Origin of the sequence: Verrucosispora sp. NA02020 (assembly GCF_013364215.1) — a bacterium.
Taxonomy (GTDB): domain Bacteria; phylum Actinomycetota; class Actinomycetes; order Mycobacteriales; family Micromonosporaceae; genus Micromonospora.
Genome location: NZ_CP054923.1, coordinates 2,440,150 through 2,465,410, shown reverse-complemented (window position 1 = coordinate 2,465,410; position 25,261 = coordinate 2,440,150). Strand labels below are relative to the sequence as shown.

The following is a 25,261-nucleotide window of genomic DNA, read 5'->3' as shown; positions in this document are numbered from 1 at the left end:
TCCACGCGAGAGCGCCCGCCGGCTGAGCCGGCGGGCGCTCTTCGTCGTCCGGTCGTACGCGTCAGGCGCCGGAGGTGACCCGGTAGGCGTCGAAGACCCCGTCGACCTTGCGGACGGCGGCCAGCAGATGCCCCAGGTGCTTCGGGTCGGCCATCTCGAAGCTGAACCGGCTCACCGCCACCCGGTCCCGGGTGGTGGTGACGGTGGCGGAGAGGATGTTGACCCGCTCCTCGGAGAGCACCCGGGTGACGTCGGCGAGCAGCTTGTGCCGGTCCAGCGCCTCCACCTGGATGGCGACCAGGAACGTCGAGGCGGAGGTGAGCTTCCAACTCACCTCGACCACCCGTTCGCCCTGGGCGCGCAGGTCCTCGGAGTTGGCGCAGTCGTCGCGGTGCACGCTCACCCCGCCGGACCGGGTGACGAAGCCGAACACCGTGTCCGGCGGCACCGGGGTGCAGCAGCGGGCCAGCTTGATCCAGACGTCGCTGACACCGCGTACGACCACACCCGGGTCGTGGCTGGAGGCCCGGCTGCGCGGCGGCCGGGTGGCCACCGCCGTCTCCGCGATGTCCTCGGCCGCACCCTCCTCGCCGCCGTAGGTGGCCATCAGCTTCTGCACCACGGACTGCGCGGAGACCTGGCTGTCCCCCACCGCCGCGTACAACGACGCCACGTCGGCCAGGTGCAGGTCCCGGGCGATCGCCATCAGGTTGTCGGAGGTGAGCATCCGCTGCAGGGGCATGCCCTGCTTGCGCATGGCCTTGACGATCGCGTCCTTGCCCTCCTCGATCGCCTCCTCGCGCCGCTCCTTGTTGAAGTACTGCCGGATCTTCGTCCGCGCCCGGGGGCTCTTGACGAAGCCCAACCAGTCCTGCGTCGGCCCGGCCGTCTCCGACTTCGAGGTGAAGATCTCGATCACGTCGCCGTTGGACAGCGTCGACTCCAACGGCACCAACTTGCCGTTGACCCGCGCCCCGATGCACTTGTGCCCCACCTCGGTGTGCACCGCGTACGCGAAGTCCACCGGCGTCGACCCCGTCGGCAACGGGATCACGTCGCCCTTCGGGGTGAAGACGTACACCTCCTGGCTGGACAGGTCGAACCGCAACGCGTCCAGGAACTCGCTCGGGTCCGCCGCCTCCCGCTGCCAGTCCAGCAACTGCCGCAGCCAGGTCATCTCGTCGATGTGCGCCGGCGGACCGACGATCTGGGTGCCCTTCTCCTTGTACTTCCAGTGCGCCGCGATGCCGAACTCCGCCGTACGGTGCATCGCGTACGTGCGGATCTGCATCTCCACCGGCTTGCCGGTCGGCCCGATCACCGTGGTGTGCAGCGACTGGTACATGTTGAACTTGGGCATCGCGATGTAGTCCTTGAACCGGCCCGGCACCGGCTGCCAGTTCGCGTGGATGACACCCAACGCCGCGTAGCAGTCCCGCACCGTGTCGACCAGGATCCGCACACCCACCAGGTCGTAGATGTCGTTGAAGTCCCGACCCCGCACGATCATCTTCTGGTAGATCGAGTACAGGTGCTTCGGCCGACCCGTCGTCTCCGCCTTGATCTTGGCGGCCTTCAGATCCACCTGAACCTTCTGGGTCACCTGCCGCAGCAACGCCTCACGCTGCGGCTGGTGCTCCCCGATCAGCCGGTTGATCTCCTCGAACCGCTTCGGGAACAGCGTCCCGAACGCGAGGTCCTCCAGCTCCCACTTGATGGTGTTCATACCCAGGCGGTGGGCCAGCGGGGCGAGGATCTCCAGCGTCTCCTTGGCCTTCTGCTCCCGCTTGGGCGCGGGCAGGAAGGAGAGCGTCCGCATGTTGTGCAGCCGGTCGGCCAGCTTGATCACCAGGACACGCGGGTCCTTGGCCATGGCGACGACCATCTTGCGGATCGTCTCGGCCTTCGCCGCGTCGCCGAGCTTGACCTTGTCGAGCTTGGTGACGCCGTCGACCAGCAGCGCGACCTCGCCACCGAAGTCCGTCCGCATCTGGTCCAGTGAGTATTCGGTGTCCTCGATGGTGTCGTGCAGCAGCGCGGCGACCAGCGTGGTGGTGTCCATGCCCAGGTTGGCCAGGATGGTGGCCACCGCGAGCGGGTGCGTGATGTACGGGTCGCCGGACTTGCGGTACTGACCCGAGTGCCACCGCGCGGCGGTGTCGAAGGCCCGTTGCAGCAGCCGGGCGTCCGCCTTGGGATGGTTCTCCCGGTGCGACGAGATCAGCGGCTCCAACACCTCGCTGACCTGCGAGGACTGCCACGGCGCGTTGAACCGCGCCAGCCGCGCCCGGACCCGTCGGCCGGTGGGCGCGTTGGAGAGCCCGAATCCGCTGCTCGGCAACGGGTCACCGGTGGTCGCGACGGACGCGCCGTCGGACGCGGTGGGGACCGCCACGTCGCCGCTGGACGGCACCCGGCCGGGTGCCCCGGCGACGGCCGGTGTGGCGCCGTCGGGGTCGGTCAGCGAGCCGTTCGCGTCACCTGTCGGGTGCACCGTGCCCTCCACCGGAGGGACGACATCGTGGGACACCGGCCTCCTCACCGCTCGCCGGGGAAACACCGACCGTGCGTCGGCCGGTCTGGTCTCGCGCCTCTCGGACGGCTCACCGTCCGGTCAGCAATGGGCAATGCTACCCGCACCGACGGTGCCCTGCCGCTCCGCCGGACGTACCGTGCCGCCTCCGTCGCCGGGGGCGGGTCGGTTCAAACGGTCAGCAGGGCATGGACGGGACGGGGCGCCAGTTTCGCCCGCCCGCCCAGGAAGGAGAGCTCCAGCAGCACGGTGAAACCGGCGACCGTGCCACCGGCCCGTTCCACCAGGTCCAGCGTGGCCGCGGCGGTGCCGCCGGTGGCGAGTACGTCGTCCACGACCAGCACCCGGTGCCCCGCCGTGAAGGCGTCCTGGTGCACCTCCAGCGTCGCCTCGCCGTACTCCAGCTCGTACGAGGCGGCGTACGCCGGGCGGGGCAGCTTGCCGGCCTTCCGCACCGGCACCACACCGACCCCGGTCGCGTACGCGATCGCGGCGGCGACCACGAACCCCCGCGCCTCGATGCCGACCACCGTGTCGAAGGAGTCCCGCCCGTGGTGCGCGACGATGCCGTCGATCACCGTCCGGAAGGTCTCACCGTCGGCGAAGAGCGGCATCAGGTCCTTGAACATGACGCCCGGCTTCGGGAAGTCGGGCACATCGAGCACCCGGCTGGCCACCAGCCGGGCGGTCTCCGGGCCGCTGTCGCCGCGTACCGCGCTGCTGTGGGTCTCCGTCACGACGCTTGGTCCCTTCCGCCAGACAACGGCGCCCTGCACGCTGCTCGCACAGCATGCAGGACGCCGTCGTGTTCGTCCCTACCGGGTCGGTCCCGGCCCGGTCAGCGCCGTTTGGCGCCACCCGGGCGGTTACCGCCCCCACCGCCGGGGCGGCCACCACGGGCCCCGCCGGAACGCTTGCCGGCCGGACGCGCGCCCACCTTCGGCGCGGCGGCACCGGCCAGGGCGGCACCCGTCTCGGCGGTCACCGGCTCCTCGTCCGCCTCGATCGCCTCGGTCGCCGCCGCCTTGCGGGAGCCCTTGGCGGGCGTCTCGCCCTTGGTGATCCCGGCCCGCCGGGCCTGCACCCGCTTGTTGTGCGCGTCGATCCGCGGGTCGCGGTTCTTGAGCACCACCAGCAGCGGCGTGGCCAGCGTGATCGAGGTGATGAAGGCCATCGCCATACCGACGAACAGCACCAGACCGAGGTCCTTCAGGGTGCCCGCGCCGAGCAGGCCGGCCCCGATGAACAGGATGGCACCGACCGGGAGCAGAGCGACCACCGAGGTGTTGATCGACCGCATCAGGCTCTGGTTGACGGCCAGGTTGGCCGCCTCGCCGTACGTCTGGTTGTTGTTCGCGGTGATCCCTCTGGTGTTCTCCTGCACCTTGTCGAAGACCACCACCACGTCGTACAGGGCGAAGCCGAGGATGGTGAGGAATCCGACGATCGTCGACGGAGTGACCTCGAAGCCGACGATCGAGTAGATGCCGGCGGTGAGGACCAGGTTCATCAGCAGCGAGAAGAGCGCCGCGATGGCCATGTTCAGCTCGAAGCGCAGGACCAGGTAGACGGTGACCAGCGCGAGGAAGATGACCAGACCGAGCAGGGCCCGGTTGGTCACCTGGCTGCCCCACGCCTCGCTGACCCGGTTGCTGCTGATCGACTCCGGGTCGATGGTGAACTGCTGGCCCAGGGCGGTCTTGACCGCCTGGACCTGCTCGCCGTTCAGCTCGGTGGTCCGCAGCTCGTAGAAGTTGCCGCTACCACCGCCGACCTGCTGCGCGGTGACCACCTGGCCGCCCTGGGCAGCGACAACGTCCTTCGTGGCCGCCTCGGCGTCCTGGAGGGTGCCGACGCTGGTCGGGATCTGGAACGAGTTGCCGCCGGCGAACTCGATGCCGAGCTTGAACCCGGTGAAGATGACGCTGGCCAGCGCGATCGTCGCCAGCACCGCGGCGATGGTGAACCACATCTTGCGCCGGCCGACGATGTTGAGGCCGGCCTCGCCCCGGTAGAGGCGAGCTGCCAGACCGTTCTCAGCGGACATGTCACGCCTCCTTGGCGCGCTGGTTGCGGGGCTGGGTCGGCGCCGAGCGGGCGGGCAGCACCCGGCCGAGCCCGCTGACCCGCGGGGACAGGAACGCCTTGGTGCTGGCGAGCATCGTCATGATCGGGTGTCGGAACAGGAAGACCACGAGCAGGTCGAGCACCGTGGCCAGACCGAGGGCGAAGGCGAAGCCCTTCACCGTGCCGACCGAGACGATGTAGAGCACCACCGCCGACAGGATGGTGATGGCGTTCGCCGAGATGATCGTCCGGCGGGCCCGGATCCAGGCTCGCGGCACCGCGCTGCGCGGGCTGCGGCCCTCGCGGATCTCGTCCTTGAGTCGCTCGAAGTAGATGACGAAGGAGTCCGCCGCCACACCGAGCGAGACGATGATGCCGGCGATGCCGGCGAGGGTGAGCGTGAAGCCGATCTGCCGGCCGAGGAACACCATGGCGCCGAAGAGGAGCAGCGCCGACGCGACCAGGCTCAGGAAGATGACCGAGCCGAGCAGGCGGTAGTAGAAGAACGAGTAGATGATGACCAGCAGCATGCCGATGCCGGCCGCGAGCAGACCGGCCCGCAGGTGGCTGGCGCCCAGCGTGGCGGTGACGTTCTGCTGCTCCTGCGCCTCGAAGGTGACCGGCAGCGCGCCGTAGCTGAGGTAGCCGGCCAGTTCGCTGGCCTCGGCGTTGGTGAAGTTGCCGGTGATCTGCGAGCTGCCGACGAGCACGCCCTGGATCTGCGGCGACGAGATGATCTGGTTGTCCAGCACCACCGCGACCCGGCAGCGCCCCTCGTCACCGAGCGCGGAGGCATCGCAGGCCTGGCCCTCGTTGTTGAACGCCTCGCGGGTCAGCGCGGTCCACTTCTCCCCGCCGCTGCGGGTGAAGTCCAGGCTGACCACCCACTGGCTGGTCTGGTCGCGCACCGCGGTGGCGCTGCTGACGTCGGTGCCGAGCACCTTCGCCACGTCCAGCAGGTTCTTGATGGAACCGGCCTCGCAGGAGACCGCCTGCTGCTCCGGGTCGGAGATCGAGGCCGGCGGCCGGTCGTCGAGCTGGAGGCAGCTGATGGTCGGCACGTTGAACTGCATCTGCGTCGGCAGCACCGCGACCTCGCGGCCGGACAGCTCGGCGAAGGGCGCGAGCTTCTCGGCCAGCGACGGGTCGGCCGCCAGGTCCGCCGGGGCCTGGAGGCCGGTGGCGGCGGCCCACGCCTCGGCGCCGACCTTCTGCTCGACGGCCCGGCGCTGCTCCTCGACGCTCTGCGGCACGTCCTCCTCCGCGCTCGGCGAGGGCGAGGGGGTCGCGTCGGGCGACTCGGTGGGCGTCGGGGTCGGCGCGCCACCGCCCTGGCCACCGGCCGACGGCGAGGGGGTGAGCTCGGCCTCGGGGGTGGGCGACGGGTTCGCGGCGGCGTCGCCGGACGGCGTCGGCTCGACGGCCCCGCTCGGGGTCGGCGCCGGGGCCTGGACCGTGCCGCTGCCGTCGGCGATCTTCAGCACCTTGCGGAAGCGCAGCTCGGCGGCGCTGCCGACCTCGGTGAGGTCGCGGTTCTCGCCGGGCAGGGAGATGACGATGTTGCGGTCGCCCTCGGTGATCACCTCGGCCTCGGCCACGCCGTACGCGTTGACCCGGCTCTCGATGATCTGGCGGGCCTGTTCGAGGTTCTCCGCCGTCGGGGCCCGGCCGTCGAGGGTGTTGGTGGCCTCCAGCGTCAGCCGGGTACCACCGACCAGGTCAAGACCGAGACGAGGCTCGAGCCGGTCCTTCCAGCCCCCGCTGGCGCCGGCCGAGAAGAACACCAAAAGGTAGAGGACGATGAAGATGGCCCCGAGTACGGCCAACTGCCGTCCCGGGCGCATCTGTCCCTGAGGTGGTGCCACGGCTGTCCTGTCTCCCTGTACGGTCGCGCCGCCGCGGGCGCGGCGGCGGGTCGGCCGGCTGCCCGGCCCACGGTCTGCCTTCCGACGGCGCCCGGGCCGGCGCCGCCGCCTCGGGTGGTCGACGCGGGCGCGTGGACCGGTCGAGCCGGAGCACCGACGCCCGGCGTCGGCCATCTATCCAGTTGTCACACGCGCGCCGCGTGCGGCGACCACCCGCTCGGGGACGCGTGCGGGCGGCTCCATCCGGGCATGACCGCCGCGCGACGGTCGACCGGGTGGTCGGTGCTCAGTCCTTGACGGTGTCGCTCTCCTCGACGGGCGACTCGACCGGTCGCTCCGCCTTGGTGACCACCCGGGCGATCGCCGGACGGGCGTAGCGGGTCTGCACTCCGGGAGCGATCTCGAGCAGGACGCTGTCGTCCTCCACGCCGGTGACCGTGCCGTAGAGCCCGCCGATGGTGACCACCTCGTCGCCGACGGAGAGGCCGGTCTGCATCGCCTCGGCCTCGCGGCGGCGCTTCTGCTGCGGGCGGATCATCATGAAGTACATGACGCCGAAGAGCAGCGCGATCATGAGGATCGGCGTGAAGCCCGCCGCTCCTCCGCCTTCTGCTGCGTAGTGCACGGTTGTAGACCTTCCCATTGGCCTCCGTCACGGTGCTGACACCGAGCGGAGGCGGATTTTCACATCCTGTGCGGACCGCGGCGAGTCTAGTCGCTCTATCTGGGAACGCCGAATGCGGCACAGATCACGAACAGATCACGGCTGGTCGCTGTCCACGGAGAACAGATCGGGCACAGCGGCAGCCTCGGCCCCAAATGTACCATTCGGGGGTGTACGTCCCAGGTGGTGCCAGGCGGCATCGGTCGCCACCCGGCCGCGCGGCGTACGGGCCAGCAGCCCGGCCCGCACCAGGAACGGCTCGCAGACCTCCTCCACCGTGTCCGGCTGCTCCCCGACGGCCACGGCCAGGGTCGACAGGCCGACCGGGCCACCCCGGAACGAGTCCACCAGGGCGGTCAGCACCGCCCGGTCGAGCCGGTCCAGGCCGAGCGCGTCCACGTCGTACACGGTCAACGCCGCGCGGGCCGTCTCGACGGTGACCACCCCGTCGGCGCGTACCTCGGCGAAGTCGCGGACGCGGCGCAGCAGGCGGTTGGCGATCCGGGGGGTGCCCCGCGACCGGCCGGCGATCTCCACCGCCCCGTCGTCGGTGATCGGCACGCCGAGGATCCGGGCCGAGCGGTGCAGCAGCAGCTCCAGTTCGGCGGGGGCGTAGAAGTCGAGGTGGGCGACGAACCCGAAGCGGTCCCGCATCGGACTGGTCAGCAGACCGGCCCGGGTGGTCGCCCCGACCAGCGTGAACGGCTCGACGTCGAGCGGGATGGCGGTGGCGCCCGGCCCCTTGCCGACCACCACGTCGACCCGGAAGTCCTCCATCGCGCTGTAGAGCAGTTCCTCGGCCGGCCGCGCGATCCGGTGCACCTCGTCGATGAAGAGCACGTCGCCCTCGGCGAGACTGGTCAGGATCGCGGCCAGGTCGCCGGAACGCTCGATCGCCGGGCCGCTGGTCACCCGGATACCGGTGCCCAGCTCCGCGGCGACGATGTTGGCCAGGGTGGTCTTGCCGAGGCCGGGCGGCCCGGAGAGCAGGATGTGGTCCGGTGGCGAGCCGCGCCGCATCGCGCCCTGCAACAGCAGGTCGAGCTGGTCGCGGACGCGGTGCTGGGCGATGAACTCGTCCAGCCGCTTCGGCCGGACACTGACCTCCGCGTCGCGCTCCGCCTCGCTGACGTACGCCGAGACCAGCCCGCCGTCGGGCGCGGTCACCGGGACCGACCCAGCAGCCGGATGGCCTGCTTGAGCAGCACCGGCACCGGCGGCGTGGGACCGTCCACGGTCTCCGCGACGGCGGTGACCGCCTGGTCGGCCTGACCGGCCGTCCAGCCGAGCCCGATCAGCGCCTGGCGGACCTGCTCCGGCCAGGCCCCACCGGTGACCCCGGCCGCGCCGTCGGCGCCGACGGCCACCGGGCCGATCCGGTCACGCAGCTCCAGCACCAGACGCTCGGCGCCCTTCTTGCCGATCCCGGGTACGCGGGTCAGCGCGCCCGTGTCGGCGTTGGCGATCGCCTTGCGTACCGCGTCCGGGGTGTGCACCGCGAGCACCGCCTGGGCCAACCGGGGCCCCACCCCGCTCGCGGTCTGGAGCAGCTCGAACAGCGCCCTCGCGTCGTCGTCGGCGAAGCCGTAGAGGGTGAGCGAGTCCTCCCGCACCACCAGGCTGGTGGCCAGCCGTGCCGACTGACCCACCCGCAGGTCGGCGATGGTGCCGGGGGCGCACTGCACGGCGAGGCCGACGCCACCCACCTCGATCACCGCATGGGCCGGGCCGGTCGCGGTCACCACGCCGCGCACACTGGCGATCATCTCGCTCCTCCTCGTCTCGCCCGGTCCGCCGCGACGGCCAGCTTGGACCGGGTGCCGCCGCGCCACACGTGGCAGATGGCCAGCGCGAGGGCGTCCGCGGCGTCGGCCGGGCGCGGCGGCTCGGGCAGCCGCAGCAGCCGGGTGACCATCGCCGTGATCTGCGCCTTGTCCGCCTTCCCGGAGCCGGTCACCGCCGCCTTCACCTCGCTCGGCGTGTACGTCTGCACCGGCAGCCCGGCGCGCGCCCCGGCGAGTACGGCGATCCCGCTGGCCTGCGCGGTGCCCATCACCGTACGCACGTTGTGCTGGCTGAACACCCGCTCCACGGCCACACTGTCCGGCCGGTGCTCGGCGACCAGCTCGGTCAGCGAACGGTCCAGATGCAGCAGGCGGGCCGGCAGCTCGTCACCGGGATCGGTGTAGACGACGTAGTAGGCGATCAACGTGCAGGGCTTCCCGGGGACCCCCTCGACCACGCCGACCCCACACCGGGTCAGCCCCGGGTCGACGCCGAGCACCCGCACGCCGCCTCCTCCCCCGGCCACCGGCCAGTACGTGTGTTCGACACCCTACCGATGCCGTCCGCGAGCCACGCTCCGGGACACGCCCGGCACCGTCGCACCACGCCACCGGAGTCGCCGTGTGGCCCGACCCGGTCTCATCCCCACCAGAACAGCGAACCGAGCACGGTGTAGAGCGCCACCAGCGCCAGACCTTCGAGGTGATTGACCGTGCCGTCGATGGTCACGAAGACGACGAGCAGGGCGGCCACGATGACCGCGACGATCTGCAACGGCGGGAAGATCAGCGTGAACTCGCCGGCGCCGAGCAGCGGGGCGATCAGCATGAGCACCGGGGCCAGCATCAACGCGACCTGGAGCGCGCCCTCCATGGTGATCGCGGTGGCGGTGTCGGCGTCGCCCCGCAGGCTGAGCTGCACCGCCGGGGCGAGCTGCGACAGGTTGCCGACGGTGGCCACCAGGAAGAGACCGACGAAGGCGGCGTTGAGGTTCATCGCCTCGGTCGCCGGCAGCAGGGCGTCCATCAGCCAGTCCGCCTCGAACGCGATGAGCAGACCGGCCACGGTCACCAGCACCAGTACGCGCGGCAGCGGCCACGTGCCCACCTTGGCCTCACCGGCCCCGTTGTGCACCGGCGGCGGCGCGTCGGCGTCCTTGCCGAGCCGGAACGGCAGCGACACCACGAAGACGGTGAGCAGGGCGATCGCCACCACGTAGGAGACCGCGGTGGTGTGTTCGGCGGCGGGGGTGCCGAGGTTCACCGCGATCGCCGGGGTGATCAGGGTGGCCATCAGGAGCACGAGCATGACCCGGGTGACCTTGGCGTGCCGACCGTCGATGCTCATCGTGCCGTTGCGCAGCCCGCCGGCCAGGTAGGACATTCCGTTGCCCAGCAGCAGCAGGTTGAGCACCGACCCGATCAGCGCGGCCTGCACCACGGCCACCAGGCCGGCGCGGAGCGCGAAGATGCAGATGATCAGCTCGGGCAGGTTGCCGACCACGGCCTGGAACGTGCCGATGGCGGCCGGACGCATCCGGCCACCGAGCTGGTCCAGCGACCGCCCGAGCACCGCCGAGGCGAGGGTGATCGCGGCCAACACGACGAAGAACCGCAGCACCGGCGCCGCGCCGCTGAGATGGGCCAGGGCCGCGAGCATCGCACCGAGTGCGGTCGCACCCCACAGGAACAGGTCCACCAGGCGCCCGACGTCCCGGCGGGGTTGATCGATCTCGGCCGCCGGCGTCTGCATGATCGCACCTTATGGGGCGGCACCACCGGGACCACCATCTCCGGTGGCCGGTGTGACCCGGACGACGGCGCCCGGGTCACCGTGGCGACGCTCAGTGCTTGCCGTAGTGCTCCCGGGTCTCGCGGATCGCCTCCTCGGCCGCCGCGCGCTCCTGCGGCGTGGCGCCCCGCTTGGCGGCCATCCGCGCCCGCAGCAGCTCGAACACGATCGGCAGCACGGACAGCCCCACGATGGCGATCAGGATGAACTCGATGTTCGTCTTGACGAACGGGATCTGGCCCAGGAAGTAGCCGAGCACCGTCACGCCGGTGCCCCAGAGGATGCCGCCCACCACGTTGTAGATGACGAAGGTGCGGTAGTTCATCCGGCTCACCCCGGCCACGATCGGGGTGAACGTCCGGACGATCGGCACGAAGCGCGCCAGCACGATCGACCGGGCACCGTACTTCTCGAAGAAGTCATGGGCCTTGAGCAGGTTCTCCTGCTTGAACAGTCGCGAGTTCGGGCGCCGGAACAGCGCCGGCCCGACCTTGCGGCCGAACAGGTATCCCACCTGGTCCCCGGCGATGGCGGCGATGGTGATGAGCAGGCACACCAGCCACAGCGGATACTTGAGGTACTGGCCGTCGGCGACCAGCAGGCCGGTGGTGAACAGCAACGAGTCACCCGGCAGGAAGAACCCGATCAGCAGGCCCGACTCGGCGAAGACGATCACCAGGATGCCGATCAACCCGAAGGTCGAGATCAACCACTCCGGATCGAGCCAGTCCGGGCCGAGAGCCAGGGTGGTGGTGATGGGCGTCGACACGGAGACCTCCGAAGACCGCGGCATTCGTCCCGACCGCCGCGGGACGCCCGTAGTCTAGGCCGCCTTCGATCGCCCCGGTGCCCGACATCAGCTCACACCGATCCGCGCAGGTCACGGGCGTTGCGGCGGGTCGTGAGCCGTCCTCTCGTACCAACGCGTCCCGCCGCGCCGCACTGCGGACCGTGCCGTACTTCCGGACCGGCCCGTGGTCGGGGCCGTGCCGTGGTCCGGGCGAGGTTCCGGCTTGTGGTCAGCGGGCGGTGATGCCCTCCAGCACTTGGTCGACGACCTTCTCCGGGAGGGTCGTCGTGTCGAGGTCCGGGTTCCAGTTCATCACCCGCTGGATGAGCATCGGGCCGGTGAGCATGGCCATGGTGACCTCGACGTCGAGGTCGGCGCGGAGTTCACCGTCGCGTACGCCGCGTCGCAGCACCTCCCGCATCACCGCGCGGCGCGGCTCGATGATGTTCTGGTAGAGCGCGTACTGCTCGGGGTCTCGTTTCACCACCGGCACCAGACACGGCATGATCTTCGCCGCGCGCGGGTCGATGTGATGCCCGATGGCGCTGACCAGGGTGATCAGGTCCTCGCGGACGGACCGACCAGTCGGCTGCGGCGGGTCGCCCTTGAGCGTCCGCAACGCGTCGCTCAGCAGCGCGTTCTTGCCCGGCCATCGTCGGTAGATGGTGGCCTTGCCGACTCCGGCCCGGGCGGCGATCGCCTCCACCGAGATCGCCTCGATCGTGCTGCCCTCCGCCAGCAGATCCAGGGTCGCCTCGACGATGGCCTCGTCCGCGCGGACGCTCCGCGGCCGACCGGGCGGTCGCGGGGCGTCCGCGCTGCTCGTCATGCCGGCATTGTTCCTGACATCAGGGCGTACCGGCCAACTCGGGCTCGCCGACCGGCGTCGGCGCTGCGGCGGCGGCCCGCCCCGGCATCCAGCGCAGCGCCACCGCGACACCGGCCGCCGCGACCAGCGCGGCGAGTACCGCAGACAGGTGCATGGCCGAGACGAACGCGTCGTCGGCCGCCGCGATCACCTGCGGCGCCGCCGGTCCGAGCTGACCGGCCACGCCGTACGCGCCGGAGATCGACTCCCCGGCCGCCGCCCGTGCCTCGGCCGGCAGGTCCGCCACGGTCGGGGCGATGCCGGTGCGGTACCCGGCGGCCAGCACCGAGCCGATCACCGCGACACCGAGCGCGGCGGCCACCTGGCGGATGGTGTTGCTGACGGCGGAACCGACGCCCGCCTTCTCCCGGGGCAGCGCCGACATGATCGACTCCGTGGCGGGCGGCATGATGTTCGCCATCCCGGTCCCCTGCAGGAAGAAGACGACCAGCACCACCCAGATCGGCGTGGTGGCGTCGACGAAGGCGAACGCGCCCAACGACACCGTGGTCAACAGCAGTCCCACCGCCGAGACCGCCCGTGCACCGTACCGGCGGACCATGGTGGCGCTACGGGGCGCGAAGACCAGTTGGGCCACCGCGAACGGCAGGAAGAGCAGGCCGGTCTGCAACGGGCTGTAGCCGCGTACCAGTTGCAGATAGAACGAGCTGAAGAACATCACGCCCATGGCGGCGAAGAAGACCAGCCCGATCATCGCCACCGGCGCGGCGAAACGCGGCACCCGGAACAGTCGTACGTCCAGCGACGGGTGGCTGCTGCGCCGCTCGTACGCGACGAACCAGGCCAGCACCGCCAGGCCGCCGAGAATCGTGGCCCAGACCAGCGGGCGACCGAAGCCGTGCTCGCCGCCGTCGATGATGCCGAACGTCAGGGTCACCAGACCGACGACCGAGAGCAGCACACCGACCACGTCGACGCGCCCCGGCGCGGGGTCCCGCGACTCGGGCACCAACAGCGCTACCAGGACCACGCCGAGCGCCGTCACCGGCACGTTGATCAGGAAGACCGAGCCCCACCAGAAGTGCTCCAGCAGCAGTCCGCCGAGCACCGGGCCGATCGCCACCGCCAGCCCCACCGCGCCGGCCCAGATACCGATGGCCCGTCCCCGCTCCCTCGGGTCGAAGACGTTCGAGATGATCGACAGGGTCGCCGGCATGATCGCCGCGCCGCCGACCCCCATCAGTGCGCGGGCCGCGATCAGCTGGGTCGGGCTCTGCGCGTACGCGGAGAGCAGCGAGGCCAGTCCGAAGAGGACCAGCCCGATCAGCAGCATCCGCCGCCGCCCGGCCCGGTCACCCCACACGCCGAAGGTGAACAGCAACCCGGCGAAAACCAGCGTGTACGAGTTGATGGACCACTCCAGTTCACCCTGGGTGGCCCCGAGCCCGTGCACCGGGTCGGCCAGCGTACGCAGGGCGACGTTGAGGATCGTGTTGTCCAGGACGACGACGAGCAGGCTGATCACCAGCACTGCCAGGATCGCCCACCGCCTCGGGTGCCCGGTGTTCTCGTTCGGCTGCATCCCCCGACACCCTTCACATTTCGATACGGCCAAGTACCGTAATCCCCCCCGAGCCTAGGCCCCCCAATTTCGATACGGAACCGATCCGTATTCACTGTGACCCCGATCACCCCCTCCCCCCGCACTCCGCAACCCCCGCCGGGCCGGATGCAAGGAAGGGACCCTTCCTATACACCAGGCGTTAGCAGGGGACCCCTCCTTGCACCCACCCCCACCCCGCTGGACCCCCGACGCAAGGAAGGGTCCCCTCTTAACGCCTCGGCGCGTGGGCACGGGAGAAGCGAGGAGGTGGGTTGATTTGTTGCTGCCATAGCGACAACAAATCAACCCACCTCCGGTGGGCATGCCTGACCAGGCGCCGCTTATGAGGCTTTTGTCGGCTCCTGGCATCAGGGCGGCGGAATTCGTGGCGGGCGGAGGACGTTGTAATCGGGGACTGGGCACGCAGGGCCAACGCCCGAGTACGGCTACGCCGGATCCCCACGGGAATGGCCCGCCTCCGCCAGTCGTTACACCTGGACCCGGCACCGCGAGCGGCCACCACGCCCCGCCAGCCAGGGCCACCCCCAACAAAGCCACCAGCGCCTGACGGCGTCGGCACCGCCACCCCCCTGCGGTGTCCCACCCCCGAATGGAGCTACCCCCATGAACACCATGCTGCGCAACAGCGTCCTCGCCATCGCCGGACTCACCGTCGCCGGCGGCCTCGCCGCCGGACCCCTCAACCACAGCACCACCGACACCACACCGACCAACCCCATCACCGCCGCCATCCAGGCCGACAAGCCCGACACCACCACCCTCATCCCGCACGGCGTGCAGGGCACCCAGTCCCACATCGACCTCGACAACGAGCAGATCGCCAACGCCAAGGCCATCATCGCCGCGACGAAGAAGGCCGACATGAACGAACGCGCCGCCGTCATCGCCATCGGCACCGCATTCCAGGAGTCCAAGCTGCAGAACCTCGGCCACCTCGGCGCCCGCAACGACCACGACTCCCAGGGACTGTTCCAGCAGCGCCCCTCCTCCGGTTGGGGCACCGTCGAACAGATCACCGACCCCGAATACTCCACCCTCGCCTTCCTCAAGGGCCTCAAGCAGGTCGACGGCTGGCAGGACATGCCCTTGACCGTCGCCGCCCAGACCGTCCAGGTCTCCGCATTCCCCGACCACTACGCCCAGTGGGAACAACAGGCCGCCGACCTCGTCGCCGCACACTGGAACAGCTGACCCACACCACCACGACGAGCGTCCTCGCCATCGCCGGACTCACCGTCGCCGGCGGCCTCGCCGCCGGACCCCTCAACCACAGCACCACCGACACCACACCGACCAACCCCATCACCGCCGCCATCCAGGCCGACAAGCCCGACACCACCACCCTCATCCCGCACGGCGTGCAGGGCACCCAGTCCCACATCGACCTCGACAACGAGCAGATCGCCAACGCCAAGGCCATCATCGCCGCGACGAAGAAGGCCGACATGAACGAACGCGCCGCCGTCATCGCCATCGGCACCGCATTCCAGGAGTCCAAGCTGCAGAACCTCGGCCACCTCGGCGCCCGCAACGACCACGACTCCCAGGGACTGTTCCAGCAGCGCCCCTCCTCCGGTTGGGGCACCGTCGAACAGATCACCGACCCCGAATACTCCACCCTCGCCTTCCTCAAGGGCCTCAAGCAGGTCGACGGCTGGCAGGACATGCCCTTGACCGTCGCCGCCCAGACCGTCCAGGTCTCCGCATTCCCCGACCACTACGCCCAGTGGGAACAACAGGCCGCCGACCTCGTCGCCGCACACTGGAACAGCTGACCCACACCACCACGACGGCCGGCACCCCCAACAGGGTGCCGGCCGTCGACGGATCCACGACGTTAGGAAGGGTCCCCTGCTATACACCAGGCGGTAACAGGGGGCCCTTCCTTACATCAGGACAGCAGGGCGTCGAGGGCCAGGTCTACGTCCTCGGGGGTGGTGTAGAGGTGGAAGGAGGCGCGGACCCGGCCGGCCCGGACGGCTGCGCGTACCCCGGCCCGTTCCAGCTTGTGCTGCGCGTCGGGCACCTCCACGGTGACGATCGCGCTGTCGCCGGGCGGTCGCCCCAAGCCGGTGAGGAACCGGTTGGCCAGCGCCACGTCGTGCGCGTACACGGCCGGCACCCCGATCTCCAGCAGCAGTTCCAGCGCCGGGGCCGCGCCGACCCAGTTGAACCAGGACGGCGAGATGTCGAAGCGGCGGGCGTCGTCGGCGAGCCGCAGCGGCGGCCCGTAGTAGGAGGCGTGCGGGTCTCGGCCCGCGTACCAGCCGGCGGCGTCGGGCCGCAGCCGCTCCCGCAGGGCCGGATCGAGGTACGCGAACGCGGTGCCCCGCGGTCCCATCAGCCACTTGTAGCCGCCGGCCACGACCACGTCGGCCCGGCTCGCGTCGAACGGCAGCCAGCCGCACGCCTGGGTGGCGTCCACCACGACGAGCGCGCCGTGCGCTCGGGCCGCCGCGACGATCTCGTCGTACGCGGCCACCGTCCCGTCGGCGGACTGCACCAGGCTGAACGCCACCAGGTCGGTGCTGTCGTCGATCGCGTCGACCAGCCCGTCCAGCGGTACGGTGCGAACCTGCACGCCCCGTTCCTCCTGCACCAGCCACGGGAAGAGGTTGGAGGTGAACTCGACCTCGGGAACGACCACCCGCGCCCCGGCGGGCAGTGCGGCGGCGACCGGGGCCAGCATCTGGGAGACGACGGCGCCGACCGACACGTCTGCCACCGGCACCCCGACCAGCTGGGCGAACGCGGCCCGGGACCGGTCGGTCGTCTCGCTCCAGCCCTCCCACGAGCCGCGTCCGGCTCGCCACGCCGCGAGCGCGTCCTGCAACGCCTCCCACGCCGGGTCCGGCGGCAGCCCGTAACTGGCGGTGTTCAGCCATCCGGGCTGTGGTTGCCACAGCTTCTGTGCCTGTTCCAGTTCCACGCCCCGACGTTAGCCCTGGTCACGCCCGCGCCCCAGCGCCAATCCGCGCGCCCTGGCTCCCGACCCGCGCTAAGGGCCTGCGTTCCGAGAACCGTTCCGGCACCCGTGTCGTGCAGGCCGAGCAGGGTCAGCTCACGTTGGCGGGGCCGAGGACGCTCTTGAGGTCACCCATCAGGGCGGTGGTGGCGGCGACCCGGAACAGGCCGAGTCGCCAGGTCTCGACGCGCCCGCTGCGGTGCAGCTTCACGTGCACCTCGGTGTCGCCGGGATGCAGCAGCAGGGTCTCCTTGAGCCGGTCGGCGAGCGGTGGCGTGAGCCGGTTGACCGGAATCGTCAGGGTGACCGGTTTGCTCGCCGGGTTGCTGCTGACGTCCGGCAACTGCATGTCCATCGCCATGATGCGGGGGGTGTCGTCGCGCCGGTCGATCCGGCCCTTGACCACCACGATGGCGTCCTCGGCGATGTACTGTCCGATCACCTCGTAGGTGTTCGGGAAGAACAGCGCCTCCACCCCACCGGCCAGGTCCTCCAGGGTCGCCGAGGCCCACGCTCGGCCCTGTTTGGTGACCCGACGCTGCACGCCGGAGAGGATGCCGGCGAGGGTGACCACCGCGCCGTCGGGCACGGTGCCCTCCTCGGACAGGGTGGCGATGGTGCAGTCGGCCGCCGCGTTCAGCACGTGTTCCAGACCGAACAGCGGGTGGTCGGAGACGTACAGGCCGAGCATCTCGCGTTCGAACGCGAGCTTGTCGCGCTTGTCCCACTCGCCGTCGCTGATGACGGGCATGACCGTGGTGGTGGTCGCCGTCTCGGTGTCGCCGAAGCCCGAACCGAAGAGGTCGTACTGGCCGACGGCCTCCTTGCGCTTCACGTCGGCGTACGCGTCGATGGCGTCGGCGTGCACGGTGAGCAGCGCCTTGCGCGAATGCTTGAGCGAGTCGAACGCCCCGGCCTTGATCAGCGATTCGATGGTCTTCTTGTTGCAGACCACCGCGTCCACCTTGGACAGGAAGTCGTAGAAGTCCGCGTACTCGCCCTTCTCGTCGCGGCACCGCATGATCGCCGCCACCACGTTGGCGCCGACGTTGCGGATCGCGCCGAGGCCGAAGCGGATCTCCTTGCCGACCGGGGTGAACGGCCCGGCGGAGGTGTTCACGTCCGGCGGCAGCACCTGGATGCCCATCCGGCGGCACTCCGACAGGTACATGGCCATCTTGTCCTTGTCGTCGCCGACGGAGGTCAGCAGCGCCGCCATGTACTCGGCCGGGTAGTGCGCCTTCAGGTACGCCGTCCAGTACGACACCAGCCCGTACGCGGCCGAGTGCGCCTTGTTGAAGGCGTACCCGGCGAACGGGACCAGCACGTCCCAGACCTTCTGGACGGCCTCGTCGGAGTAGCCGTGTTCGCGGCAGCCGTCCCGGAACGGGCCGAACTCCTTGTCGAGGATCTCCTTCTTCTTCTTGCCCATCGCCCGACGCAGCAGGTCGGCCTGGCCGAGCGTGTAGCCGGCGAGGATCTGCGCGGCGCGCTGCACCTGCTCCTGATAGACGATCAGGCCGTAGGTGGGGGCGAGGATCTCCCGCAGCGGCTCCTCCAGCTCCGGGTGGATCGGGGTGATCTCCTGGAGGCCGTTCTTGCGCAGCGCGTAGTTGGTGTGCGAGTCGACGCCCATCGGGCCGGGGCGGTACAGCGCCAGCACGGCGGAGATGTCCTCGAAGTTGTCCGGCTTCATCATCCGCAGCAGCGACCGCATCGGCCCGCCGTCGAGTTGGAACACGCCCAGGGTGTCGCCCCGGGCCAGCAGCTCGTACGCGGGCTTGTCGTCCAGCGGCAGGCCCAGCAGGTCGAGTTCCTTGCCGTGGTTGAGCTGGATGTTCTTGACCGCGTCGTCGATGATGGTGAGGTTGCGCAGGCCGAGGAAGTCCATCTTCAACAGCCCGAGCGACTCGCACGTCGGGTAGTCGAACTGGGTGATGATGACCCCGTCGGAGTCCCGACGCATCAGCGGGATGTGCTCGATGATCGGCTCGGCCGACATGATCACACCGGCGGCGTGCACACCGGTCTGCCGGATCAGCCCCTCGATGCCCCGGGCGGTGTCGATGACCTTCTTGACGTCGGCCTCGGACTCGTACATGCCCCGGATCTCGCCGGCCTCGGCATACCGGGGGTGCTTCGGGTCGAAGATGCCTTCGAGCGGGATGTCCTTGCCCATCACGGCCGGCGGCATGGCCTTGGTGATCCGGTCGCCGACCGCGTACGGGTAGCCGAGCACCCGCGCCGAGTCCTTGATCGCGGCCTTCGCCTTGATCGTGCCGAAGGTGGCGATCTGCGCCACCTTGTCCTCGCCCCACTTGTCGGTGACGTACTTGATCACCTCACCGCGCCGACGCTCGTCGAAGTCGATGTCGACATCCGGCATGGAGACGCGCTCGGGGTTGAGGAACCGCTCGAAGATCAGCCCGTGCGGGATCGGGTCCAGGTCGGTGATGCCCAGCGCGTACGCGACCAGCGAACCGGCCGCCGAACCCCGGCCGGGGCCGACCGCGATGCCCTGGTTCTTGGCCCACTGGATGAAGTCGGCGACCACGAGGAAGTACGACGGGAAACCCATCTGGATGATGACGCCCAGCTCGTACTCGGCCTGCACGACGTGGCCCTCGGGGATGCCCTGCGGGTAGCGGCGGGCCAGGCCGACGAAGGTCTCCTTGCGGAACCAGGACTCCTCGGTCTCGCCCTCGGGCACCGGGAAGCGCGGCATCAGGTTGTGGAACTCGAACATCCCGGTCGGGTCGACCCGCTCGGCCACCAGCAGCGTGTTGCGGCAGCCCTCCAGCCAGACGTCGGAGCCGTCCACACCGCGCATCTCGTCGGCGGACTTGATGTAGTAGCCGCTGCCGCCGAACTTGAACCGGTTCGGGTCGGCGACGTTGCTGCCGGTCTGCACGCAGAGCAGCACGTCGTGCGCCTCGGACTGCGCCTCGTGCGTGTAGTGCGAGTCGTTGGTGACCACCGGCGGGATGCCCAGCTTGCGACCGATCTCGACCAGCCCGTCCCGGACCCTCTTCTCGATGTCCAGGCCGTGGTCCATCAGCTCCAGGAAGTAGTTCTCCTTGCCGAAGATGTCCTGGTACTTCGCGGCGGCCTCCAGGGCCTGCGCGTCGTGGCCGAGCCGCAGCCGGGTCTGCACCTCGCCGGAGGGGCAGCCGGTGGTCGCCATCAGCCCGTCGGCGCACTCGGCCAGCAGCTCGGCGTCCATCCGGGGCCACTTGACGAAGTAGCCCTCGGTGTACGCCTTGCTGGTCAGCGTGAAGAGGTTGTGCAGGCCGGTCTTGTTGCGCGCCCAGATCGTCTTGTGCGTGTAACCGCCACTGCCGGAGACGTCGTCGCTCTTCTGCTCCGGGCGACCCCAGCGCACCCGCTTCTTGTGGAACCGCGACTCCGGCGCCACGTACGCCTCGATGCCCAGGATCGGGGTGACCCCGGCGGCCATGGCCTGCTTGTAGAAGTCGTTCGCGCCGTGCATGTTGCCGTGGTCGGTCATCGCCACGGCCGGCATCCCCTGCCGCTTGACCTCGGCGAACAGGTCCTTGAGGCGGGCCGCACCGTCGAGCATCGAGTACTCCGTGTGCACGTGCAGATGCGCGAACGAATCGCCCACGGAGCCCCCCGGGTCGGATGATCGAGACGGTCGGGGCTAACCCTAACCCTGCCGCCGGAGGCCGTTCCAGCGCGCCGCGCACCCCCGGTCCGCCGAGGTGTCGCGGATCATGCTGGCCCGATACGCGCGGCCGACCCCACCGACCCGACGAGGTAGCGGCCGCGCCCCCGTCGACCAGGCCCATCACCGTGTACGACCAACCGCCCGCCCACCACCACCCGACCTCCCACCACCCGCCGCCCACCACTCCGCCGCCCACCACTCCGCCACTCGCCCCGCCGATCATGGAGTTGTGGCAGTTCCATAACGCGCATACCAGTACATATCCGCGACCTCGACTCCATGATCGATGAGCTGCGGAACCACAGAGCCTGGCGACGGGAAGTCAGGTCGGCACGGCCAGCTCCCCGCTGGACCGTCTGCACCAGAGCGCGCTGTGCCGAGAGTGGGCGGGCGCAGCAGATGACCAAGGAGTTTGCGCCCTCGACACCCTCCTTCCGTGATCAAAACTTCTTGATCAACTGGGGCCAGCCCCACGGGGCAGGGGCAGAGCGGGGGGCGGGGGCGGGGGGCCGGGGGGGCGGGGCGGGGCGGGGGCGGGGTCTCGTTTGTGGCGAGGAACGCCTCGCGCTGACACCATGTCGCGTGGCGGACACTATTGCGCGCTGGACAATGCTGTGTGGCACACACTATCGTGTGACGCATGGTCAGCGACGACGTCCTACGGACACACCTCCAGGAGCTACGCCGGGGAACGGTGGTGGTGGCCAGCCTGGTCGCGCTGCGTCGACCCGACTACGGCTACGCACTCCTGCAACGGCTCACCGGGCACGGCTTCCCGGTGGACGCCAACACGCTCTATCCACTGCTGCGCCGGCTGGAGGAGCAGGGGCTGCTGAGCAGCGAGTGGAACACCGAGGAGAGCCGGCCGCGCAAGTTCTACCGCACCAGCGAGTCCGGCGAGCAGGTGCTGCGCCGGCTGCTGGACGACCTCTCCGCCGTACAGACCTCCCTGACCGACCTGATCGAAGGAGCCCGGAGATGACGACCTCCCTGACCGACCGGTATCTCGCCGCCACGCTGCGTTCCGTGCCGACCGGACGGCGTGCGGAGATCGCCGACGAGTTGCGCGCCTCGATCGCCGACATGGTCGACGGCCGGACCGCCGCCGGGCTCGACGCCACCACCGCCGAGCGCGAGGTCCTCACCGAGCTGGGCAACCCGGCACAGTTGGCCGCTCGCTACAGCGACCGGAGACTCCAGCTCATCGGCCCGGAGTACTACCCGGCCTGGCAACGCCTGATGATCGTGCTGCTGAGCACCGTGCCCGCCGTCGTCGGCGTGCTGATGGGCGTGCTGGAGGCCACCACCGCCGAGAACCCGGCCGGCGCGGTCGGCGAGGGCATCGGGGCGGCGTTCAACGTCGCGGTGCACATCGGCTTCTGGGTGACGCTTGTCTTCGCGGCGATGGAACGGTTCGGCACCCCGCTGCACCTGCCGGAATGGACCGTCGACCAACTACCCGAGGAACCCGTCGAGCGGGACGTCAGCCTCACCGACGTGGTGGCCTCGATCGTGTTCCTGGTCCTGTTCATCGCCTTCCTGCCGTGGCAGCAGTTCCAGCGGGTGATCGGTGACGGCGACCGGCTGCCGATCCTCGACCCGGCGCTCTGGACGTTCTGGCTGCCGGTGTTCCTCGTGGTCCTGGTCGCCAGCATCGGTCTGGAGTTCGCCAAGTACCGGGCCCGCCGGTGGACCTGGCCGCTGGTCGGCGTCAACGTCCTGCTCAACCTGGGCTTCGCGGTGCCGGCGATCTGGCTGCTCCAGGACGAGCGGCTGCTCAACCCGGAGTTCGTCGACCGTTTCGCCTGGCTGCGCGACGGCGGCCTCGCCACGGTCAGCCGGATCAGCATCGTGGTGATCGTCGTGATCGCCATCTGGGACGTCGCCGACAGCGCGGTCAAGGCGTACCGGGCCGGACGCTGATCCGACAGTCGGGTGAGGGCGGGACGCATAGCGGTCCCGCCCTCACCGGGCGTACACCTCAGGGGAGAACGGGCAGCTCTGGACCGTCGCCCGTACGATCATGAGCGCTGGAACCGACGTGCAACCGAGGGAGCGGCCATGGAACTGATCATCGGATTGCTGTGTCTGGTGGTGATCGTCGTAGCGGTGCTCGGCTTCGGCGTGTCGATCTACAACGGGCTGGTCCGGGCCCGCAACGCGTACCGCAACGCCTTCGCGCAGATCGACGTGCAGCTGGTCCGCCGGCACGACCTGATCCCCAACCTGGTGGAGACCGCCAAGGGATACCTCAAGCACGAGCGGGAGACGCTGGAGGCGGTCATCTCGGCGCGCAACAACGCCGTCAACGCGCAGACCGCCGCGTCGGCCGCGCCCGGCGACCCGGCGGCGATGCAGCAGCTCAGCGGCGCGGAGAACGCGCTGAGCGCCACGCTGGGCCGACTGTTCGCGCTCTCCGAGGCGTACCCGGACCTCAAGGCCAACCAGAACATGATGCAACTGTCGGAGGAGCTGACCTCCACGGAGAACCGGGTCGCCTTCGCCCGGCAGGCGTACAACGACTCGGTGATGGCCTACAACAACAAGCGCGAGGTGTTCCCCGCGAGCATGCTGGCCGGGATGTTCTCGTTCGGTCCGGCGGCGCTGTTCCAGCCGGACGACCCGACGCAGCGCAACGCCCCGCAGGTGTCGTTCTGAGGCACCGATGAACTTCTTCGAACGACAGCGCAAGGTACGCCGGCTGTCGACCCGCCTGGTCCTGCTGTTCGTGCTGGCCGTCATCGGCATCGTGGTGGTGGTGAACCTCGCGGTGGTGTTCGCCTTCAACGTCGGCACCAGCAACCCGCCCCAGCTCGCCGGGATGATTGTCATGGTCACCGTGGCCACCGTCGCCGCGATCGGGCTGGCCGCGACGCTGCGGACGCTCACGCTTCGCGGCGGTGGCGGGAAGGTGGCCCGTGAGCTGGGCGGGGTCCCGGTTCCGGCGGACACCACCGACCCGGAGATGCGGCGGCTGCGCAACGTCGTCGAGGAGATGGCGCTGGCCTCCGGCGTACCCGTGCCCGAGGTCTACGTGCTCCCGGAGGAGACGGCGATCAACGCCTTCGCGGCGGGGTGGAGCCCCTCCGACGCGGCCGTCGCGGTCACCCGGGGCGCGTTGCAACGGCTCAACCGCGACGAACTCCAGGGCGTCATCGCCCACGAGTTCAGCCACGTGGTCAACGGCGACATGCGGCTCAACATCCGGCTGATGGGCCTGCTCTTCGGCATCCTGTTCCTGACCGTGGTCGGTCGGGGCCTGGCCCGGGCCGGCGCCCTCGGCGGCGGACGGAGCCGCAGCAACAACAACGGTGGTGCCCTGCCGTTCATGCTGGTCGGGCTGGCGTTGCTGGTGGCCGGGTACATCGGCGTGCTCGCCGGCCGGCTCATCCAGGCGTCGGTGTCCCGGCAGCGGGAGTACCTCGCCGACGCCTCGGCCGTGCAGTTCACCCGGCAGACCAGCGGCATCGCCGGGGCACTCAAGAAGATCGGTGGCCTCTCCGACGGCTCCGAGCTGCGCACGCCCAAGCGCGACGAGGTGGGGCACATGCTCTTCGGCGAGGCGGGCCGGGCGTCCTGGCTCGCCACCCACCCGCCGCTGGCCAAGCGGATCCAGGCGTTGGAGCCCTCGTTCGACCCGAACGAGCTGCGGCAGCTCGCCCAGCGCTGGGCCGCCGCACCGCCGTCGGGACGGCAGGAGGACATCGCCCTCGGCCTGGCCCCGAGCGGTCCCGGCACCGCGCCGGGCCGTCGTGACTCCGCCCGCCCGGCCGCAGCGGCGCTGCCGGTGGAGGGCACCCGGGTACGCGTCGCGCCGGCCGAGATGCTGGGCCGGGTGGCCGCACCCACCGAGACGGCGTACACGCACGCCGCAGCGATCCTCGACCGCATCCCGCAACCGCTGCTGGACCGGGCCCGCAACCGGGACTCGGCCGCGCCACTGGTGCTCGGGCTGCTGCTCGCGGCCGAGCCGGACGTACGGCGGCACCAGTACGACGCGATCGCCCGGCAGCACGGTCAGGCGCTGGCCGACGCCGCCCTGCGGGAGGCCGACGAGGTGGCCGGACTGCACCCGATGCTCCGGCTGCCCCTGGCCGAACTGGCGTTCCCGGCCCTGCGCGCCCGTACGAACGGGGAACTGGAGTCGCTGATGGCGGCCGTGTTCACGCTGATCCACGCCGACGGCGCGATCAACGTGTCCGAGTACTGCCTCTCCCGACTGCTGCTGGCCGAGATCCAGGAGTCACTCAAGCCGGACTCCCGGTGGCGCACCGACCGGCGTACGCTCACCGACTCCCGTTCCGCGGCGGCCCACCTGCTCGCCCTCCTGGCCCAGGTCGGGCACGGTGACCGGGCCGCCGCCGAGCAGGCGTTCCAGGCCGGTGTCGCCACGCTGCTGCCCGGCACCTCCCTGCCGTACGCGCCGCCGGAGAACGGCGTACACGCGTTGGAGACCGCCTGGCCGGTGCTGGACGGACTACGTCCGGGCGACAAGGAGCGGCTGGTCGCCGCCGTGGTGGCGGTGATCAGCCACGACGGGATGATGACCGTGCCGGAGATCGAGCTGCTGCGGACGATCTGCGGCCTGCTGCACTGCCCGCTGCCGCCGATGGCCGGCGACGGCATCGGCTGACCGCCGCACCACCCGCCGGTCGGGCCC

Annotated in this window: 20 protein-coding genes; 6 read left to right on the top strand and 14 right to left on the bottom strand. The window is 70.3% G+C overall.

Annotated features, from left to right (window positions below; genetic code table 11):
* Nucleotides 1-61 precede the first annotated feature (61 nt).
* From HUT12_RS10820 to HUT12_RS10765, 12 genes are all read right to left on the bottom strand, one after another.
* Complete coding sequence (locus tag HUT12_RS10820) at nt 62-2,506, bottom strand: bifunctional (p)ppGpp synthetase/guanosine-3',5'-bis(diphosphate) 3'-pyrophosphohydrolase (protein WP_176095730.1); 2,445 nt, start codon at nt 2,504-2,506, stop codon at nt 62-64.
* 197 nt (nt 2,507-2,703) lie between these two features.
* Nucleotides 2,704-3,270, bottom strand: a complete 567-nt coding sequence (locus tag HUT12_RS10815) for an adenine phosphoribosyltransferase (protein WP_131055195.1) — start codon at nt 3,268-3,270, stop codon at nt 2,704-2,706.
* A gap of 101 nt (nt 3,271-3,371) precedes the next feature.
* Nucleotides 3,372-4,580: a protein translocase subunit SecF gene (gene secF / locus HUT12_RS10810; RefSeq protein WP_176093288.1), complete on the bottom strand. Its 1,209-nt coding sequence runs from the start codon at nt 4,578-4,580 to the stop codon at nt 3,372-3,374.
* Nucleotide 4,581: 1 nt separating this feature from the next.
* Nucleotides 4,582-6,465: a protein translocase subunit SecD gene (gene secD, locus HUT12_RS10805; RefSeq protein ID WP_176093287.1), complete on the bottom strand. Its 1,884-nt coding sequence runs from the start codon at nt 6,463-6,465 to the stop codon at nt 4,582-4,584.
* A 286-nt stretch (nt 6,466-6,751) separates the two neighbouring features.
* Nucleotides 6,752-7,090: a preprotein translocase subunit YajC gene (gene yajC, locus HUT12_RS10800; protein WP_131057677.1), complete on the bottom strand. Its 339-nt coding sequence runs from the start codon at nt 7,088-7,090 to the stop codon at nt 6,752-6,754.
* Nucleotides 7,091-7,225: 135 nt separating this feature from the next.
* On the bottom strand, nt 7,226-8,296 hold the full coding sequence (ruvB, locus tag HUT12_RS10795; protein WP_176093286.1) for a Holliday junction branch migration DNA helicase RuvB: 1,071 nt from the start codon (nt 8,294-8,296) through the stop codon (nt 7,226-7,228).
* Nucleotides 8,293-8,895 carry a Holliday junction branch migration protein RuvA gene (gene ruvA, locus HUT12_RS10790; RefSeq protein ID WP_131057678.1) on the bottom strand — a complete coding sequence of 201 codons (603 nt, stop codon included), beginning with the start codon at nt 8,893-8,895 and terminating at the stop codon, nt 8,293-8,295. The genes ruvB and ruvA overlap by 4 nt, the downstream gene beginning before the upstream one ends.
* Complete coding sequence (ruvC, locus tag HUT12_RS10785) at nt 8,892-9,419, bottom strand: crossover junction endodeoxyribonuclease RuvC (protein WP_176093285.1); 528 nt, start codon at nt 9,417-9,419, stop codon at nt 8,892-8,894. Before ruvC ends, ruvA begins: the two co-directional genes overlap by 4 nt.
* Nucleotides 9,420-9,553: 134 nt before the next feature.
* Complete coding sequence (locus HUT12_RS10780; RefSeq protein ID WP_176093284.1) at nt 9,554-10,666, bottom strand: sodium:proton exchanger; 1,113 nt, start codon at nt 10,664-10,666, stop codon at nt 9,554-9,556.
* A gap of 91 nt (nt 10,667-10,757) precedes the next feature.
* Nucleotides 10,758-11,474 carry a DedA family protein gene (locus HUT12_RS10775; protein ID WP_176093283.1) on the bottom strand — a complete coding sequence of 239 codons (717 nt, stop codon included), beginning with the start codon at nt 11,472-11,474 and terminating at the stop codon, nt 10,758-10,760.
* 250 nt (nt 11,475-11,724) lie between these two features.
* Nucleotides 11,725-12,324, bottom strand: coding sequence for a TetR/AcrR family transcriptional regulator (locus HUT12_RS10770; protein ID WP_176093282.1), 600 nt, complete (start codon nt 12,322-12,324; stop codon nt 11,725-11,727).
* 19 nt (nt 12,325-12,343) lie between these two features.
* Nucleotides 12,344-13,906: an MFS transporter gene (locus tag HUT12_RS10765; RefSeq protein WP_176093281.1), complete on the bottom strand. Its 1,563-nt coding sequence runs from the start codon at nt 13,904-13,906 to the stop codon at nt 12,344-12,346.
* 645 nt (nt 13,907-14,551) lie between these two features.
* Here HUT12_RS10765 and HUT12_RS10760 point away from each other — a divergent pair.
* Together HUT12_RS10760 and HUT12_RS10755 are read left to right on the top strand one after the other, a co-directional pair.
* Nucleotides 14,552-15,139, top strand: coding sequence for a hypothetical protein (locus HUT12_RS10760; protein ID WP_176093280.1), 588 nt, complete (start codon nt 14,552-14,554; stop codon nt 15,137-15,139).
* Nucleotides 15,136-15,723 (top strand): hypothetical protein, encoded by a 588-nt coding sequence (locus tag HUT12_RS10755; protein WP_176095729.1) that lies wholly within the window; start codon nt 15,136-15,138, stop codon nt 15,721-15,723. Before HUT12_RS10760 ends, HUT12_RS10755 begins: the two co-directional genes overlap by 4 nt.
* A 116-nt stretch (nt 15,724-15,839) precedes the next feature.
* On the opposite strand, the gene HUT12_RS10750 is transcribed toward HUT12_RS10755, so the two are convergent.
* Entirely contained in the window at nt 15,840-16,877 is a 1,038-nt protein-coding gene (locus HUT12_RS10750) for an aminotransferase class V-fold PLP-dependent enzyme (RefSeq protein WP_176093279.1), read from the bottom strand.
* A 127-nt stretch (nt 16,878-17,004) separates the two neighbouring features.
* On the bottom strand, nt 17,005-20,538 hold the full coding sequence (gene dnaE / locus HUT12_RS10745; protein ID WP_176093278.1) for a DNA polymerase III subunit alpha: 3,534 nt from the start codon (nt 20,536-20,538) through the stop codon (nt 17,005-17,007).
* Nucleotides 20,539-21,241: 703 nt separating this feature from the next.
* On the opposite strand from dnaE, the gene HUT12_RS10740 reads away from it, so the two are divergent.
* From HUT12_RS10740 to HUT12_RS10725, 4 genes are all read left to right on the top strand, one after another.
* Nucleotides 21,242-21,583, top strand: a complete 342-nt coding sequence (locus tag HUT12_RS10740) for a PadR family transcriptional regulator (protein WP_131053736.1) — start codon at nt 21,242-21,244, stop codon at nt 21,581-21,583.
* Nucleotides 21,580-22,524 carry a permease prefix domain 1-containing protein gene (locus HUT12_RS10735; RefSeq protein WP_176093277.1) on the top strand — a complete coding sequence of 315 codons (945 nt, stop codon included), beginning with the start codon at nt 21,580-21,582 and terminating at the stop codon, nt 22,522-22,524. The genes HUT12_RS10740 and HUT12_RS10735 overlap by 4 nt, the downstream gene beginning before the upstream one ends.
* Nucleotides 22,525-22,662: 138 nt before the next feature.
* A complete protein-coding gene (locus HUT12_RS10730) occupies nt 22,663-23,259 on the top strand; it encodes a LemA family protein (protein WP_176093276.1) in 597 nt (198 codons plus the stop codon).
* 7 nt (nt 23,260-23,266) lie between these two features.
* Complete coding sequence (locus HUT12_RS10725; RefSeq protein ID WP_176093275.1) at nt 23,267-25,234, top strand: M48 family metallopeptidase; 1,968 nt, start codon at nt 23,267-23,269, stop codon at nt 25,232-25,234.
* Nucleotides 25,235-25,261: the final 27 nt, after the last annotated feature.

What these genes read in the sequence shown, in the direction of transcription:
- HUT12_RS10765 (WP_176093281.1), bottom strand. Translation starts at nt 13,906, where the DNA reads ATGCAGCCGAACGAGAACACCGGGCACCCGAGGCGGTGGGCGATCCTG.
- HUT12_RS10780 (WP_176093284.1), bottom strand. Translation starts at nt 10,666, where the DNA reads ATGCAGACGCCGGCGGCCGAGATCGATCAACCCCGCCGGGACGTCGGG.
- HUT12_RS10770 (WP_176093282.1), bottom strand. Translation starts at nt 12,324, where the DNA reads ATGACGAGCAGCGCGGACGCCCCGCGACCGCCCGGTCGGCCGCGGAGC.
- HUT12_RS10740 (WP_131053736.1), top strand. Translation starts at nt 21,242, where the DNA reads ATGGTCAGCGACGACGTCCTACGGACACACCTCCAGGAGCTACGCCGG.
- ruvA (WP_131057678.1), bottom strand. Translation starts at nt 8,895, where the DNA reads ATGATCGCCAGTGTGCGCGGCGTGGTGACCGCGACCGGCCCGGCCCAT.
- HUT12_RS10760 (WP_176093280.1), top strand. Translation starts at nt 14,552, where the DNA reads ATGAACACCATGCTGCGCAACAGCGTCCTCGCCATCGCCGGACTCACC.
- HUT12_RS10735 (WP_176093277.1), top strand. Translation starts at nt 21,580, where the DNA reads ATGACGACCTCCCTGACCGACCGGTATCTCGCCGCCACGCTGCGTTCC.
- HUT12_RS10725 (WP_176093275.1), top strand. Translation starts at nt 23,267, where the DNA reads ATGAACTTCTTCGAACGACAGCGCAAGGTACGCCGGCTGTCGACCCGC.
- HUT12_RS10730 (WP_176093276.1), top strand. Translation starts at nt 22,663, where the DNA reads ATGGAACTGATCATCGGATTGCTGTGTCTGGTGGTGATCGTCGTAGCG.
- secF (WP_176093288.1), bottom strand. Translation starts at nt 4,580, where the DNA reads ATGTCCGCTGAGAACGGTCTGGCAGCTCGCCTCTACCGGGGCGAGGCC.